This window comes from Pseudomonas sp. R25(2017) (assembly GCF_002112565.1).
GTDB lineage: Bacteria > Pseudomonadota > Gammaproteobacteria > Pseudomonadales > Pseudomonadaceae > Aquipseudomonas > Aquipseudomonas ekonensis.
In genome coordinates, this window is sequence record NZ_NEHZ01000018.1 from 147,603 (window position 1) to 162,131 (window position 14,529).

A 14,529-nucleotide genomic window follows, 5' to 3' on the forward strand; every position below is an offset into this window, starting at 1 on the left:
CTTGCCCGGATGGAAACCTCAGCCCTGCCCGCGCAGATGCTCGAACAGCATCCGGCTCACCGGCGACAGCGCCGCCTCGTCCCGCGCCACGAGGATCAGTGCCCGGTCCGACCACTCATCGCTCAACGGCACAGCCCGCAACCCCAACGCCCGGCCGAACAGTTCGTAGGCGCGCTGCGGCAGGATGCCGATGCCCATGTTGGCCTGCACCATCCGGCACACCGCATCGAACCCCGGCACATGAATGCGGATGCGCAGCACTTTGCCAGCCTGGCGCGCAGCGGCGTGGGTGCGCATGTTGATCGAGCTGGCGGCGTGCAGGCCGACGTAATCGTTGTCCAGGGTGTCGGCGAACGCGACGGATTCGCGGGCGGTCAGCGGATGTTCTGGCAGCGTCACCACCACCAGGCGGTCGCGGCGGTACAGCACGCTCTGCAGCCCCTTGATGTCGCTGTCGCAGGAACAGATGCCCAGGTCCGCGACGCCGTCGAGCACTCCCTGGATCACGCCCGCGCTGGGCCTCTCCTCCAGGTCGGTCTTGATCTGCGGGTGCGATCCGGAGAAGTCGCGCAGGTCTTCGGGCAGGAACTGGATGATCGCCGACAGGTTGGCGAGCATCCGCACATAGCCGCGCACGCCATGGCTGTGCTCGCCCAGCTCCAGGCCCATCTTCTCGACGTTGAACAGCATCTGCCGGGCGTGGTGCAGCAAGGTCTCGCCGGCCGGCGTCAGGGTCATGCCCTTGGCCTGGCGCACGAACAGGCTGATGCCCAGCGCCTCTTCCAGCTCCATCAGACGCTTGCTCGCCGCCGACACGGCGATCGCCTCGCGGGCGGCGGCGCGGGTCAGGGTGCCCTCTTCGTGGACAGCGACGAACAGGTGCAGGGTGATCAGGTCGAGGCGGCGGATCAGGCTCTTTTGCAGCATGCAAGACTCGGCGGTGACGGCGCGGGCGAGTCCGCAGCATAACGCCGTTCGCCCGCGCCGTGCCCGCCTCAGAATGCGTTGCGGAAAATCTCCTCGATCTGCCGCTGATCCGCCGCCCGCGGATTGGTGAAGCCGCAGGCGTCTTTCAGGGCGTTGGCGGCGAGCACCGGGATGTCGGTGCATTTGGCGCCCAGGTCGCGCAGGCCGCCGGGGATCTCGACGTCCTTGGCCAGGCAGCGGATCGCGGCGATGGCCGCTTGAGCGCCCTCCTCCGAGCTGAAGCCGCGGATGTCCGCGCCCATGGCGTGAGCCACGTCGGTGAGGCGGTCGGCGCACACCAGCGCGTTGAACGTCTGCACATGGGGCAGCAGCACGGCGTTGCAGACGCCGTGGGGCAGATCGTAGAAGCCGCCCAACTGGTGCGCCATCGCGTGCACGTAGCCCAGCGACGCATTATTGAACGCCATGCCGGCCAGGAACTGCGCGTAGGCCATGTTCTCCCGCGCCGCCAGGTCGCTGCCGTCGCGCACCGCCAGGCGCAGGTTGTTGCTGATCAGGGTCATGGCCTTGAGCGCGCAGGCGTCGGTGATCGGGTTGGCGGCGGTGGACACATAGGCTTCGATGGCGTGGGTCAGCGCGTCCATGCCGGTGGCGGCGGTCAGGCCCTTGGGCATCGCCACCATCAGCGCCGGGTCGTTGACCGACAGCAGCGGTGTGACGTTGCGGTCGACGATGGCCATTTTCACGTGGCGCGATTCGTCGGTGATGATGCAGAAGCGGGTCATCTCGCTGGCGGTGCCGGCGGTGGTGTTGATCGCGATCAGCGGCAGCTGCGGCTTGGCGGAGCGGTCGACGCCTTCGTAGTCGCTGATGTGCCCGCCGTTGGTCGCGCACAGGGCGATGCCCTTGGCGCAGTCGTGGGGCGAGCCGCCGCCCAGGGACACCACGAAATCGCAGCGGCCGGCCTTGAGCATCTCCAGCCCCGCCTCGACGTTGGCAATGCTCGGGTTGGGCTTGGCGCCGTCGAAGGTCACCGAGTCGATGTCCTGCATCGCCAGTTTCTCGGCGATCATCTGCGCCACGCCGGCCTTGGCCAGGCCGGCGTCGGTGACGATCAGCGCCTTGCGCAGGCCGTAGTTGCGGATCGCGCCCATGGCGTCGTCCAGGCAGCCGCTGCCCATGATGTTGACGGCGGGAATGAAGAACGTGCTGCTCATGAACGGGTCTCCTGACAGGGGGCGAACCGGTTGCTCCGATCCGGCGGATGCGCACAGGATCGACCGAACGGTCACGGCCGTTGTTGATCTGGCTCAATGCCCGCTCGTGATAAAGTCGCCGCCCATCTGCCCCTTTGTTTGAGACCTGCCCTGCAATGACCGATTTTCTGGATGTCGACGACCGCCTCGAAGACTGGAACGCCCTGCGCGACACTGTGGCCTTCGGCGGCCTGCTCACGGGCAACGGCGCCAGCCGCGCGGTGTGGGACGACTTCGGCTACGACTCGCTGTTCGAGAACGCCCGCACGGTGGAAGAGAAACCGCTGGGTGCATCCGAGCTGGCGGTCTTCGACGCCCTGCAGACGCGCAGCTTCGAGCAGGTGCTGGGCGCGCTGAAGACCACCAGCCGGGTGAACAAGGCCCTGGCGGTCAGCTCGGCGGCGCCGCGCAACCGCTACTACGCGATCAAGGAAGCGCTGATCAACACGGTGCACGCGGTGCACATCCCCTGGCGCCTGGTCGAGGCCTCGACCCTGGCGGCGCTGGGCGAGGAACTGGCCCGCTACCGCACGGTGTTCACCACCAACTACGACCTGCTCGGCCACTGGGCGGTCCAGCACGGCGGCGAGGCCGTCGACGACCTGTTCAACGGCCCCGACGCCGGGTTCGACCTGTGCGCGAACGCCACGCACAAGCCACGCCTGCTGTACCTGCACGGCGGCCTGCACCTGGTGCGCAACCAGGACGGCACGGCGCGCCGGCTGGCCTCGACCGAAGGCACGCTGCTGGGCCAGTTCGCGATCAACAACACGATCAAGACCCTCGACGACGTGCCGCTGATCGTCAACGAAGGGCCGGTGGCGGACAAGCTCAAGACCATCCGCAGTTCGGACTACCTGTCGTTCTGCCTGGACCAGTTGCAGCGGCACAGCGACAACCTGTGCCTGTTCGGCCATGCCCTGGGCGAGCAGGACGCGCACATCGTCCGCGCCCTGCGCCTGGCCCAGCCCAAGGTTCTGGCGATCTCGGTCTACCCGCGCAGCAGCGCGTTCATCCAGCACCAGAAGCGCCATTACGCCAGGCTGTTCGAGGGAACCGCGACCGAACTGCGCTTCTTCGACGCCAAGAGCCATGCGTTGGGGAATCCGAAGCTGTCGGTGCCGGTCGAGGTTTAGCGGCGGACCATCGGACGCCATCGCTGGCAGGCTAGCTCCCACAGGAGACCGGTGCTGCACGCCTGCCCATGCAGGCGTCAGCCAAACCGGCCGGTCACTCTTCGGCGCTGTGCACCACCACCAGCAACTGCGCCTGCTCCTCGCCCACCGAGCGGATCCGGTGCGGCTTCTGCGCGTTGAAGTGCAGCGCGTCGCCCTTCTCCAGCAGCACCCGTTCGGTCATGAAGTCCACTTCCACCCGGCCTTCGTGGACGAACAGGAATTCCTCGCCCAAGTGTTCTTTAAAGGTTTTGTCGGTGAACTCGGCGGGCGGGTAGATGATGAACGGCAGCAGGCTGCGCTCGCTCACCTGATGGGCCAGCACCGCGTAGCCGTGGCTGTGGTCGTTGGCGGCCAGCGACTGGCGCTCGTGGCTGCGCACCAGGCTGTAGCTGTCGAGGCTGACGTTGTCCTCGGAGAACAGTTCCTCGACCTTCACGTTCAGCGCCTTGGCCAGTTTCAGCGCGGCGGCGATCGACGGCGTGTTGAGCCCGCGCTCGACCTTCGACAGATAACTCTTGGTCATGCCGGACTTCTCGGCCAAGGCCTCCAACGTCACGCCAAGTTTTTTTCTCAATAATTTCAAACGGATAGACATGCGAAGCGATTAATCCATCAAGGAAGCGACGATTATTCCTTGCCAATGACACAAAGTGTCATATAGCCTCTTTAGTGTCATTTGCAGTCACCCACGACCTTGCGAGCAGCGGAGCGACAGCAAACCCGACGTCCGTTGAACCACCCGAAGGACACCGATATGGCCAAGACATTAGCACTACCCAAAGAGCAGCTGGTCAAGCAGGCGCTGACGCAGATGCAGAACACCCTGGCGGATAATACGTGGACAGACCGGCAAAAGCTGGCCCTGACCTGCCGCATCCTGTTCGAGAACGGCCACGACGCCGGCCTCGCCGGGCAGATCACCGCTCGCGGGCCGCAGCCCGGCACTTACTGGACTCAGCAACTGGGCCTGGGTTTCGACGAGATCACCGCAGGCAACCTGCTGCTGGTCAACGAAGACCTGGAAGTGCTCGAAGGCCACGGCATGGCCAACCCGGCCAACCGTTTCCACAGTTGGGTGTACCGCGCCCGGCCGGACGTGAACTGCATCATCCACACGCACCCGACGCACATCGCCGCCCTGTCGATGCTGGAAGTGCCGCTGGAGATTTCCCACATGGACCTGTGCCCGCTGTACGACGACTGCGCCTTCCTCGAAGGCTGGCCGGGCGTGCCGGTGGGCAACGAAGAAGGCGAGCTGATCGCCGGCGCCCTCGGCGACAAGCGGGCGATCCTGCTGTCGCACCACGGCCAGTTGTCCACCGGCGCCACCATCGAGGAAGCCTGCGTGATCGCGCAACTGATCGAGCGCGCCGCCAAACTGCAACTGCTGGCGATGGCGGCCGGCACCGTCAAGCCGATCATCCCGGCGCTGGGCCGCGAAGCCCATGACTGGGTGTCCAAGCCCAAGCGCCATGCCGCCGCCTTCAACTACTACGCCCGGCAGAATCTGCGCCAGCACGCCGATTGCCTGAACTGAAGCCCCTTTTCACGGAGTCACCCCATGTCCAAGACCGACATTCACGGCATCATCGGCTACACCGTCACCCCATTCGGCGCCCACGGCGAAGGCCTCGACCTGCCGGCCCTCGGCCGCTCCATCGACCGGATGATCGACAGCGGCGTCCACGCCATCGCCCCGCTGGGCAGCACCGGCGAAGGCGCCTACCTGAGCGACGCCGAGTGGGACCAGGTCGCCGAGTTCAGCCTCCGCCACGTGGCCAAGCGGGTGCCGACCATCGTCAGCGTGTCCGACCTGACCACCGCCAAGGCCATCCGCCGCGCCCGCTTCGCCGAAGCCCACGGCGCCGACGTGGTGATGGTACTGCCGGCCTCCTACTGGAAGCTCAGCGAAGCGGAGATCCTCGCCCACTACCGCGCCATCGGCGACAGCATCGGCGTGCCGATCATGCTCTACAACAACCCGGCCACCAGCGGCACCGACATGTCGGTGGAGCTGATCCTGCGCATCGTCGACGGCGTGGAGAACGTGACCATGGTCAAGGAGAGCACCGGCGACATCCAGCGCATGCACAAGCTGCAACTGCTCGGCGAAGGCCGGGTGCCGTTCTACAACGGCTGCAACCCGCTGGCCCTGGAAGCGTTCGCCGCCGGGGCCCGAGGCTGGTGCACGGCGGCGCCAAACCTGATCGCACAGCTCAACCTGGACCTGTACGACGCCACCCTGGCGGGCGACCTGGCCAAGGCGCGGGAGCTGTTCTACCGCCAGTTGCCGCTGCTGGACTTCATCCTCAAGGGCGGGCTGCCGGCGACGATCAAGGCCGGCCTGCGCGAGACCGGGCTGGAGGCCGGTGATCCGCGCCTGCCGGTGTTCCCGCTGAGCGAGGCCGGACGCACGCAACTCAAGGCGCTGCTCAAGCACCTGCGCTGATCCCGCCGCTCCTGCAGGAGCGAGCCTGCTCGCGACGGCACCTTCAAGGCCGCCATCGCGGGCAAGCCCGCATCAGCGGTTCAGAGAACCGGCCGCGCCTTGTCCTTGACCGTCTTCGAAGGCCCGTTGGCCTTGACGCTGGCGATGCCCTTGTCGCACGCGGCATTGGAGGAATAGGCCTCGCTGCTGCCGATGACCTGGTGATTGGCGGCCTTGAGGTTGAAGTACGGGTGGCCGTCCTTCGTCGATTTTCGCTCGTAGCGCTCATCCAGCGGACTGTTCGCCTGCACCGCCGCGATGCCGGCCTGGGCCGCCGCGTGCGTGGTGTAGAGCTCGCTGGTCAAAATGATCTCGGCGTTGGCGGCCTTCAGGACGAACCTGAACTGACCATTGCTGCTTTTGCTCAATTCGTACCATCCGGACATGTTCCTGCTCCCGTCGATTGGACTTCCGACAGTAAAGACCCTTTGCGCGGTTCAGCCAGTGGACGGCCGGTGTCGTTTGCCAACATGACAAATAGCAATCGTTCTCGATATCATTCGCGCCTTTCTGCGCCCCCGCTCCGTCGAGAAGGATATCCATGTCCCGCCCAACGCCCGATCCTCTGCCGGTGGATTCATTTCGCCGGTTCTACAGGGACATCCTGCATTACCTGCACAAACGCACGGACAACCCCAGCGACGCGGCGGACATGACCCAGGACGTCTTCACCCAGTGGCTCGACTACCGCGACCGGGCCCAGGTCGAGCAGCCGCGGGCGTTCCTGTTCCAGATGGCGCGCAATCTGCTGCGCGACCACTGGCGGCGGCAGAAAGTGCGACATATCATCCAGCCCGCTCACGAGGCCGACCCGGAGCCTGTGGCCGACGAACGCCAGGATCCGATGGCCGCCGCGCAACGCCAGCAGCGCCTGGAACAGCTCAAGGCGGTGTTGGGCGAACTGTCGCCGCGCCGGCGCGAGGCACTGATGCTGCACCGCTTCGAAGGCCTGAGCCAGGCGCAGATCGCCGAGCGCATGGGCATCTCGCTGAGCATGGTGGAGAAACACATCGCCTGTGCGCTGTTGCACTGCAAGCAACGCCTGGATCACGACAACGGCACGGAGCAGCCTCAATGAACTTCCCTCACGATTTGACCGTCGGCCCGGCGGGCGAGAGCGTCGACGCGCAAGCCGCCGCTTGGTTCACGCGCAACCGCCGGCAACCGGGCCCCGCCACGCGCCGGGCATTCGAGTGGTGGCTGCGCGAGCCCGAACACGCCAAGGCCTATCAGGCATTCGAAGCGCTGTGGGCCGACCTGGAAGGGGTGCGCCCCCTGCACCGCCCGGCAACCCTGGCGCCGCGAAAGCCCGCCAGCCGATGGCGTCCGGCGCTGGCGACGGCGGCGGCGTTGCTCTGTGCCGTGCTGGCCTTGCCGTTGGGCACGTCCCACACGGTGCTTCATCAACAGATCGCCACGCCGTCCAAGGACAGGCGCACCCTCGAACTGCCGGACGGCAGCACGTTGTCGGTCAACGCCAACACGCAGCTGCGCATCGAGTTCGACAGCCAGCAGCGCCGGCTCATCCTCGACCGCGGCCAGTTCTATGTGGACGTGGCGCCGGACAAGGAACGGCCGCTGTGGGTGCAGGCCGGCGACGCGACCGTGCGGGTGGTCGGCACCGGCTTCGATGTGCGGCGCAGCGATGCGCAAGTAGTGGTGAGCGTCGCCCACGGTCAGGTGGCTTTCGCGCCGGCCAACCGGGCGCCGCTGCTGCTCGGTGCGCAGCAGCAAGCCGCGGTCGATCTGGCCGACGGCGCCGTGCGCCAGCAGACCCTGGCCGACGGCCAGGTGGCCGACTGGCGCACCGGGCATCTGTCGTTCCGCAACCGCGAGCTCGCCAGCCTGGTGGACGAGCTGAACCTCTACCGCCCGCACCCTGTGCTGCTGGCCAACGCCAGACTGGGGCAGATCAAGGTCTCCGGCCATCTCGACACCCAGGATCCGGACGCCCTGGTCAACGCCCTGCCCGCCTTGATTCCGGTGAAGGCCGTGCCACTGGCCGACGGCCGCATCCGCCTGGAAAACCGCTGACGGCATCTCACATGAGAATATTTTGCATTCGCATGTGAGGTTTTTTTCGCCTGTCCCGTCTTCCTCCGGTCTGCGTTCCGAACGCAGGCCTTTCCGGCCCTTTTGCCGCTTTGGGGGATTCCATGTTTCGCGTGCTTTTGCCGTACCCGCTCACCTGCCTTCGACCGACCCTGCTCGCCGCCTGCCTGGCGTTCAGCGTTCAGGCCCATGCCGACAACCTCAGCCTGCATCTGCCGGCGCAGCCGCTGGCCGCCTCGCTGAGCCAGATCGCGCAGCAGGCCGGGATCCAGCTGCTGTTCGATGAAGCGCAGCTGCGCGACCTCAAGGCCCCGGCCCTCGACGGCGAATACAGCGCGGAAGCCGCCATCCGGCAATTGCTGGAAAACAGCCCGTTCGGCCTGATCAAGGTCAACCAGACCTATGTGGTGCGCCCTCAAGAACCCGTGGCCAGCAGCGGCGACGGGATCCAGCTCGATGCCCTGAGCGTGATCGGCAGCGGCACCGAGGTCGATTCCGGCACGGTTGGCCGCTCGACCCTGCCCCAGGCCGACATCGACCGCCGCCAGCCCGCCAACATCCCCAGCCTGCTCGCCACCCTGCCGGGCGTGAGCATGGGCGGGTCGATGAAGCCCGGCGGCCAGACCATCAACATCTGGGGCCTGGGCGACGCCGAGGACGTGCCGCTGACCGTCGACGGCGCCACCAAGAGCGGCTTCGAGCGCTATCAGCAGGGCACGATTTTCATCGAGCCGGAACTGATCAAACGCATCGAGGTGGAAAAGGGCCCGCACTCGGTGCTCACCGGCAACGGCGGCTTCGGCGGCACCGTCCACATGGAAACCAAGGACGCGCCAGACCTGCTGCAGGAAGGTCGCAACAGCGGCGCGATGGTCAAGTACGGCTACGCCAGCAACGACCATCAGCAGACCTACAGCGGCGCCGCGTTCGGCCGCACCGAGGACGGCCGCGCCGACGCGCTGGTGTACCTGACCCGGCGCGACGGCGGCGACATGAAGCTGGCCGGCACCCCGCCCGACCCGGACAACCAGTACCCGATCAACCCCAAGCGCCTGCCCAACAGCGCCCAGGACCTGGACGGCCAACTGCTCAAGTTCAACCTGCACCTGGACGACGAGCACAGCGTGGGGCTGTCCTACTCGCGTTCGCAAAGCGAGCGCTGGACTCCGTTCTCGTCCGCCAGCTACCCGACGCCGCCGACCTGGTCCAACATCAAGCAGTACGGCTACGACAAGGCGCTCAAGCGCTTCCTGGCCAACCGCGAAACCGTCGACACCACCTGGTCGGCCAAGTACCAGTACCAGCCGCTGGACAACCGCCTGATCGACTTCAAGCTCAGCTACTCGGAGTCCAACACCGACCAGACCGATGAACGCGACGCCACGGCGTTCTTCCAGACCTCCACCGGCGGACGCAAGATGGACACCGCCTACAAGGACCGCATCGTCGAGGCCAGCAACGTCAGCCTGTTCGAGACCGGCCCGCTGGCCCATGCGTTCACCACCGGCGTGCAACTGCGCCGCCACAGCCGCGACACCGAAATGTGGATGCCGGGCAAGGCCTACGAGGTGCCCAAGTACAACGGCGGCCGCTTCCAGCCCAGCTTCATGCCACAGGGCAAGGTCGACACCAACAGCGTCTACTTCCAGGACGCCATCACCCTGGGCGACTTCACCCTGACCCCGTCCCTGCGCTACGACCATGTGCGCAACCGCGGCGAAGCCAACGAAGCGCCGTACTACAACAACCCGGATCCGGCCTTCGGCCATGACTACAGCGACCGCACCTACACCGGCTGGTCGCCGCGCCTGTCGGCCTTCTGGCGGATGACCCCGGACGTCGGCTTCTTCGTCGACTACAGCAAGACCTGGCGCGCGCCGGTAATCGACGAACAGTACGAAGTCCAGGGCCTGGGCAGCCGCACCGCCACCAGCGTCGACCTCGACCCGGAACGCATCACCGGCTGGCGCGCCGGCAACATCAGCCATTTCGCCGGCGTGTTCACCGACCACGACAACGTGCAGGTGCGCACCACCCTGTTCCGCAACAAGATCGACGACGAGATCTTCAAGGCCACCGGCATCGGCTGCGAAAACCAGGCGATCAAGGGCGGCAGCATCTCCACCGACTGCAAAGGCATGGGCCCGATGGGCAACTACCGCAACATCGGCGGGGTGACCATCAAGGGCTTCGAAGTCGAGAGCTTCTATGACTCGACGTACCTGTTCGGCTCGCTGTCCTATTCGTGGATGACCGGCAAGCACGAGGGGGCCTACACCAACCCGTGGGGGCCGGACGTCTGGGCCCGGGACATTCCGCCGGCCAAGTGGGTGGTGGTGCTCGGCGTGAAGATCCCGTCCTGGGACGCCCAGGTCGGCTGGCAGGGCGAGTTCGTGCGCCAGACCGACCGCCTGCCGAGCGACAAGTACGGCTCCGGCAAGAACACCGTGGGCGATGTGTTCTACGACCAGTACGACAACGACCGCTACAACGTGCAGGGCCTGTTCGCCAACTGGAAACCGCAGCAGCCTTACCTCAAGGGCACCGAGGTGAACCTGACGGTCGACAACCTGTTCAACGAAGACTATCGCCCGGCCCTCAGCGGTGACCGCGCCTACAGCCAGGGGCGCAACGCCAAGGTGAGCGTGACGCGGTTCTTCTGACCCGCTCCGGCGGCGCCCTTGCGGGCGCCGGCCTGCTGGCTACCGCAAGGACGAGGCCCGTCGGCTACAGGGTGATCCGGGTGCCCAGCAACCCGAGGAAACCGGCCAGCCAGTGCGGATGCGCCGGCCAGGCCGGGGCGGTGGCCAGGTTGCCCTGGACATGGCCCTCGGTCACCGGGATGTCGATGTAGGTGCCGCCGGCCAGACGCACCTCCGGCGCACAGGCCGGGTAGGCGCTGCACTCGCGCCCCTCCAGAACGCCCGCCGCCGCCAGCAGCTGCGCCCCGTGGCACACCGCCGCGATCGGCTTGCCGGCCTGGTCGAAGGCGCGCACCAGTTCCAGCACCTTCTCGTTCAGCCGCAGGTATTCCGGCGCACGGCCGCCGGGGATCAGCAGGGCGTCGTAGTCCTTCGCCTCGACCTTGGCGAAATCGAAGTTCAGGGTGAACAGGTGACCGGGTTTCTCGCTGTAGGTCTGGTCGCCTTCGAAATCATGGATCGCCGTGCGCACCGTCTTGCCCGCCGCCTTGTCCGGACACACGGCATGCACGGTGTGACCGACCATCTGCAGGGCCTGGAACGGCACCATCACTTCATAGTCTTCGACGTAATCGCCGACCAGCATCAGGATTTTCTTTGCGGCCATGGCCCGGACTCCTCAGGTAAATGCACAGGAACCTACAAAGTAGACCGGATCCGCCGCCTCTGCGGATATGTGGCCTGCAGCCGAACTGTACCGACCATTCTGCCGCCAGCTGTAAGCGCCAAACCCGGCGGTTTGTGGCTAGATGAACCCACCTCCCTGCCACCTTCCTAACCGGTCGCCAACATGTCCTCCCGCGAAAACACCGGCATGGCCCTGGGCCTGCTCGGGGTTGTGATCTTCAGCCTCACCCTGCCCTTCACCCGGATCGTGGTGCAGGAACTGCACCCCCTGCTCAACGGCCTGGGCCGCGCCTTGTTCGCGGCGGCCCCGGCGGCGTTGCTGCTGTTGTGGCGACGGGAAAAGTGGCCGACCTGGCGTCAGGTCAAAGGCCTGAGCCTGGTGATCGCCGGCGTGATCCTGGGCTTTCCGGTGCTGTCGGCCTGGGCCATGCAGACCTTGCCGGCGTCCCATGGCGCGCTGGTCAACGGCCTGCAGCCGCTGTGCGTGGCGCTGTACGCCGCGTGGCTGTCCCACGAGCGGCCGTCGAAGGCCTTCTGGGCCTGCGCGGCCCTGGGCAGTGCGCTGGTGCTCGGCTACGCGCTGCTCAGCGGCGCCGGCAGCATTCAGGCCGGCGACCTGCTGATGCTCGCCGCCATCGCGGTGGGCGGACTGGGCTACGCCGAGGGCGGCCGGTTGGCCAAGGAGATGGGCGGCTGGCAGGTGATCTGCTGGGCGCTGGTGCTGTCGACGCCGCTGCTGGTCGGCCCGGTGCTGTACCTGGCGCTGCAGCATCAGGGCGCGGTGTCGGCCAAGACCTGGTGGGCGTTCGGCTACGTCGCGCTGTTCTCGCAGTTCATCGGCTTCTTCGCCTGGTACGCCGGCCTGGCCATGGGCGGCATCGCCCGGGTCAGCCAGATCCAACTGCTGCAGATCTTCTTCACCATCGCGTTTTCGGCGCTGTTCTTCGGCGAGCACGTGGAACCGGTCACCTGGGTGTTCGCCTGCGGGGTGATCGCGACGGTGATGCTCGGGCGCAAGACGGCGGTGCAATCGAAGGTGGGGGCCACTGCCTAGGTTTTGGCCGGCGGTGATTTGACTGACCCCATCGCCAGCAGGCTGGCTCCCACATTGTTTTGCAGTGGCCGCCGTTTCGGCATTCAACCGAGAACCCTGTGGGAGCCAGCCTGCTGGCGATGACGTCAGCCCAGGCCCCCAAAACTCAGGTCAGGCCAGGTAGCCGTCGGCGCGCAGCAGGGTTTCCAGGCAGTGTTCGCTGATGTGGTAGAACGCCTTCAGTTCCTGGATCTTCTCCAGCAGCCGGGCCGGGTCCGCCGGTTCGGCGCGCTTGACCGCCAGGATCATCTTGTTCTTGTTGGTGTGCTCCAGCGAAATGAATTCGAACACCTTGGTCTCGTAGCCGCAGGCCTCCAGGAACAGCGCGCGCAGGCTGTCGGTGACCATTTCCGCCTGCTGTCCCAGGTGCAGGCCGTATTGCAGCATCGGCTTGAGCAGCGCCGGGCTCTGGATCTGCAGGCGGATCTGCTTGTGGCAGCACGGCGAGCACAGGATGATCGACGCCCCGGAGCGGATGCCGGTGTGGATCGCGTAATCGGTGGCGATGTCGCAGGCATGCAGGGCGATCATCACGTCCAGCTCGCTCGGCGCCACGCTGCGCACGTCGCCGCACTTGAACGCCAGCCCCGGGTGCTCCAGCTTTTGCGCGGCGGCGTTGCACAGGTCGACCATCTCTTGGCGCAGCTCGACGCCGGTGACCTCGCCCTCGGCCTTGAGGGTGTTGCGCAGGTAGTCATGGATGGCGAAGGTCAGGTAGCCCTTGCCCGAACCGAAGTCCGCCACCCGTACCGGTTTGTCCAGCGCCAGCGGCGACGAGGTCAGCGTATGGCTGAACACTTCGATGAACTTGTTGATCTGCTTCCACTTGCGCGACATCGCCGGGATCAGCTCGCCCTGGGCGTTGGTCACGCCCAGGTCCTTGAGGAACGGCCGGTTCAGTTCGAGGAAGCGGTGCTTCTCGCGGTTGTGGCCGGCGGTCGGCACTTCGCGCAGTTGCTGGGGCTTGCTCATGAACAGCGAAGGCTTGCCCTTCTTGCTGTATTCGAGCTGGGCCTCGTCGGTCAGCGTCAGCAGGTGCGCGTTCCTGAACGCCTCGGGCAGCAGACCGGCGACCGCCGCCACGCCGTCGGCCAGGGCCAGGTTCTTGGTGATGTCGCGGGTCTTGTAGCGGTAGACGAAGGACAGGCTCGGCTGGCCCTTGACCGTCACCGGCTTGACGATGACCCGCTGCAGGTCCGCCTCGTCGCCGACGTACCGGGCCAGCACCAGTTTGATGAAACCGTTCTGATCGAGGCTGGTTTGCAGCAGGCCGATGAACCTGGCGTGCTGATCGGGGGCGGAAGCGGCGGTGACGGACATGCGGAAAACGGCCTCGGACGGGGCAAATCGGAAATGGCGCACAGTTTAGGGGGGATGGGCGCCGGGGACACGCAGTTATTTGCCCAACGGCGTTCTTTTGGCCTACCCCAGCACCACCAGGCGGTTCGGCAACTCGTTGCGCACCTGGGTCACCGGCACATGCACCTTGAGCAATTCGCCGCAGGCCTCGATGCACGCGACGAATCCCTGCAATGTCTGCCCCTGGCGCACCTGCTCGGTGAACGCTGCGACGATCGCATCCCAACTGCGGTTGTCCAGCCGGCGGGAGATGCCTTCGTCCACCAGGATCTCCACATAGCGCTCGGCCTCGCAGACGAAGATCAGCATCCCGGTGCCGCCCACCGTGTGGTGCAGGTTCTGCTCCAGGAACTGCCGGCGCGCCAGGTTCGACGCCCGCCAGTGGCGTACCCGGCGCGGCACCAGGTGGGTGGTGACCTTGGGCAGGCGGAACACCAGGCACAGCACGATGAACACGCCCCACTGCACCACAAGCAGGCTGCGCAGGGTCAGCCAGCCGGTGAAGTAATGCACGACGCCCGGCAGCACCAGCGCCAGCAGGCTGGCCCACAGCAGCGGGACGTAGGCGTAGTCGTCGGCGCGGGCGGCCAGCACCGTCACCAGTTCGGCGTCGGTCTCGCGCTCGACCCGGGCGATCGCCTCGGCGACCTTGCGTTGTTCGTGTTCGGTCAGTAGTGCCATGTCGTGAAATGCCCAGTCTTATTGTTGTGTCACCAGCCGCCGGACGATCCGCCGCCGCCGAAACTGCCCCCGCCGCCGCTGAAGCCTTCGCCGCCGCGGCCGCCGTAGCCGCCACTGCCCAGACCGTCGACGAAGATCGCGGAACAGTACCCGGCGTCGGCAACGA

At 66.3% G+C, this 14,529-nt stretch carries 14 protein-coding genes; 7 read left to right on the top strand and 7 right to left on the bottom strand.

The genetic code is table 11. From position 1 onward, the window contains the following. Positions 1 to 18: 18 nt before the first annotated feature. Both CAG31_RS22270 and yiaY read right to left on the bottom strand, forming a co-directional pair. Positions 19 to 927 (bottom strand): LysR family transcriptional regulator, encoded by a 909-nt coding sequence (locus tag CAG31_RS22270; RefSeq protein ID WP_085585223.1) that lies wholly within the window; start codon positions 925 to 927, stop codon positions 19 to 21. A gap of 68 nt (positions 928 to 995) precedes the next feature. Next, the gene (gene yiaY / locus CAG31_RS22275; protein ID WP_085585225.1) at positions 996 to 2,144 is read right to left on the bottom strand and encodes an L-threonine dehydrogenase; all 1,149 of its coding nucleotides are present in this window, start codon (positions 2,142 to 2,144) and stop codon (positions 996 to 998) included. A 155-nt stretch (positions 2,145 to 2,299) separates the two neighbouring features. Here yiaY and CAG31_RS22280 point away from each other — a divergent pair, with 155 nt between their 5' ends. Then, positions 2,300 to 3,319, top strand: coding sequence for a DUF4917 family protein (locus tag CAG31_RS22280; protein WP_085585227.1), 1,020 nt, complete (start codon positions 2,300 to 2,302; stop codon positions 3,317 to 3,319). Positions 3,320 to 3,413: 94 nt separating this feature from the next. On the opposite strand, the gene CAG31_RS22285 is transcribed toward CAG31_RS22280, so the two are convergent. Continuing rightward, positions 3,414 to 3,956: a helix-turn-helix domain-containing protein gene (locus CAG31_RS22285; RefSeq protein WP_085585229.1), complete on the bottom strand. Its 543-nt coding sequence runs from the start codon at positions 3,954 to 3,956 to the stop codon at positions 3,414 to 3,416. A 159-nt stretch (positions 3,957 to 4,115) separates the two neighbouring features. Between CAG31_RS22285 and CAG31_RS22290 the strand changes: the two genes are divergently transcribed. Together CAG31_RS22290 and CAG31_RS22295 are read left to right on the top strand one after the other, a co-directional pair. Beyond that, positions 4,116 to 4,898: an aldolase gene (locus CAG31_RS22290; protein WP_085585231.1), complete on the top strand. Its 783-nt coding sequence runs from the start codon at positions 4,116 to 4,118 to the stop codon at positions 4,896 to 4,898. 24 nt (positions 4,899 to 4,922) lie between these two features. After that, complete coding sequence (locus tag CAG31_RS22295; RefSeq protein ID WP_085585233.1) at positions 4,923 to 5,810, top strand: dihydrodipicolinate synthase family protein; 888 nt, start codon at positions 4,923 to 4,925, stop codon at positions 5,808 to 5,810. 80 nt (positions 5,811 to 5,890) lie between these two features. Here CAG31_RS22295 and CAG31_RS22300 read toward each other — a convergent pair whose 3' ends face one another. Beyond that, positions 5,891 to 6,235, bottom strand: coding sequence for a YegP family protein (locus CAG31_RS22300; RefSeq protein ID WP_085585235.1), 345 nt, complete (start codon positions 6,233 to 6,235; stop codon positions 5,891 to 5,893). A 155-nt stretch (positions 6,236 to 6,390) separates the two neighbouring features. Between CAG31_RS22300 and CAG31_RS22305 the strand changes: the two genes are divergently transcribed. From CAG31_RS22305 to CAG31_RS22315, 3 genes are all read left to right on the top strand, one after another. Then, positions 6,391 to 6,927, top strand: coding sequence for an RNA polymerase sigma factor (locus CAG31_RS22305; protein WP_085585237.1), 537 nt, complete (start codon positions 6,391 to 6,393; stop codon positions 6,925 to 6,927). Then, the gene (locus tag CAG31_RS22310; RefSeq protein WP_085585239.1) at positions 6,924 to 7,883 is read left to right on the top strand and encodes a FecR domain-containing protein; all 960 of its coding nucleotides are present in this window, start codon (positions 6,924 to 6,926) and stop codon (positions 7,881 to 7,883) included. The genes CAG31_RS22305 and CAG31_RS22310 overlap by 4 nt, the downstream gene beginning before the upstream one ends. Positions 7,884 to 8,005: 122 nt before the next feature. Further along, positions 8,006 to 10,564: a TonB-dependent receptor gene (locus CAG31_RS22315; protein ID WP_085585241.1), complete on the top strand. Its 2,559-nt coding sequence runs from the start codon at positions 8,006 to 8,008 to the stop codon at positions 10,562 to 10,564. A 64-nt stretch (positions 10,565 to 10,628) separates the two neighbouring features. On the opposite strand, the gene CAG31_RS22320 is transcribed toward CAG31_RS22315, so the two are convergent. Next, positions 10,629 to 11,210: a DJ-1/PfpI family protein gene (locus CAG31_RS22320; protein WP_085585243.1), complete on the bottom strand. Its 582-nt coding sequence runs from the start codon at positions 11,208 to 11,210 to the stop codon at positions 10,629 to 10,631. A 183-nt stretch (positions 11,211 to 11,393) separates the two neighbouring features. On the opposite strand from CAG31_RS22320, the gene CAG31_RS22325 reads away from it, so the two are divergent. Further along, positions 11,394 to 12,284 carry a DMT family transporter gene (locus tag CAG31_RS22325; RefSeq protein WP_085585245.1) on the top strand — a complete coding sequence of 297 codons (891 nt, stop codon included), beginning with the start codon at positions 11,394 to 11,396 and terminating at the stop codon, positions 12,282 to 12,284. Positions 12,285 to 12,434: 150 nt separating this feature from the next. On the opposite strand, the gene CAG31_RS22330 is transcribed toward CAG31_RS22325, so the two are convergent. Both CAG31_RS22330 and CAG31_RS22335 read right to left on the bottom strand, forming a co-directional pair. Continuing rightward, on the bottom strand, positions 12,435 to 13,643 hold the full coding sequence (locus CAG31_RS22330) for an SAM-dependent methyltransferase (RefSeq protein WP_085585247.1): 1,209 nt from the start codon (positions 13,641 to 13,643) through the stop codon (positions 12,435 to 12,437). A gap of 102 nt (positions 13,644 to 13,745) precedes the next feature. Then, the gene (locus tag CAG31_RS22335; RefSeq protein WP_085585249.1) at positions 13,746 to 14,363 is read right to left on the bottom strand and encodes a TPM domain-containing protein; all 618 of its coding nucleotides are present in this window, start codon (positions 14,361 to 14,363) and stop codon (positions 13,746 to 13,748) included. Positions 14,364 to 14,529: the final 166 nt, after the last annotated feature.

Excerpts from the sequence above, each read along its gene's own strand:
- CAG31_RS22295 (WP_085585233.1), top strand. The coding sequence starts at position 4,923 with ATGTCCAAGACCGACATTCACGGCATCATCGGCTACACCGTCACCCCA.
- CAG31_RS22300 (WP_085585235.1), bottom strand. The coding sequence starts at position 6,235 with ATGTCCGGATGGTACGAATTGAGCAAAAGCAGCAATGGTCAGTTCAGG.
- CAG31_RS22330 (WP_085585247.1), bottom strand. The coding sequence starts at position 13,643 with ATGTCCGTCACCGCCGCTTCCGCCCCCGATCAGCACGCCAGGTTCATC.
- CAG31_RS22315 (WP_085585241.1), top strand. The coding sequence starts at position 8,006 with ATGTTTCGCGTGCTTTTGCCGTACCCGCTCACCTGCCTTCGACCGACC.
- CAG31_RS22290 (WP_085585231.1), top strand. The coding sequence starts at position 4,116 with ATGGCCAAGACATTAGCACTACCCAAAGAGCAGCTGGTCAAGCAGGCG.
- CAG31_RS22270 (WP_085585223.1), bottom strand. The coding sequence starts at position 927 with ATGCTGCAAAAGAGCCTGATCCGCCGCCTCGACCTGATCACCCTGCAC.
- CAG31_RS22285 (WP_085585229.1), bottom strand. The coding sequence starts at position 3,956 with ATGTCTATCCGTTTGAAATTATTGAGAAAAAAACTTGGCGTGACGTTG.
- CAG31_RS22335 (WP_085585249.1), bottom strand. The coding sequence starts at position 14,363 with ATGGCACTACTGACCGAACACGAACAACGCAAGGTCGCCGAGGCGATC.
- CAG31_RS22305 (WP_085585237.1), top strand. The coding sequence starts at position 6,391 with ATGTCCCGCCCAACGCCCGATCCTCTGCCGGTGGATTCATTTCGCCGG.
- CAG31_RS22280 (WP_085585227.1), top strand. The coding sequence starts at position 2,300 with ATGACCGATTTTCTGGATGTCGACGACCGCCTCGAAGACTGGAACGCC.
- CAG31_RS22310 (WP_085585239.1), top strand. The coding sequence starts at position 6,924 with ATGAACTTCCCTCACGATTTGACCGTCGGCCCGGCGGGCGAGAGCGTC.
- CAG31_RS22325 (WP_085585245.1), top strand. The coding sequence starts at position 11,394 with ATGTCCTCCCGCGAAAACACCGGCATGGCCCTGGGCCTGCTCGGGGTT.
- yiaY (WP_085585225.1), bottom strand. The coding sequence starts at position 2,144 with ATGAGCAGCACGTTCTTCATTCCCGCCGTCAACATCATGGGCAGCGGC.
- CAG31_RS22320 (WP_085585243.1), bottom strand. The coding sequence starts at position 11,210 with ATGGCCGCAAAGAAAATCCTGATGCTGGTCGGCGATTACGTCGAAGAC.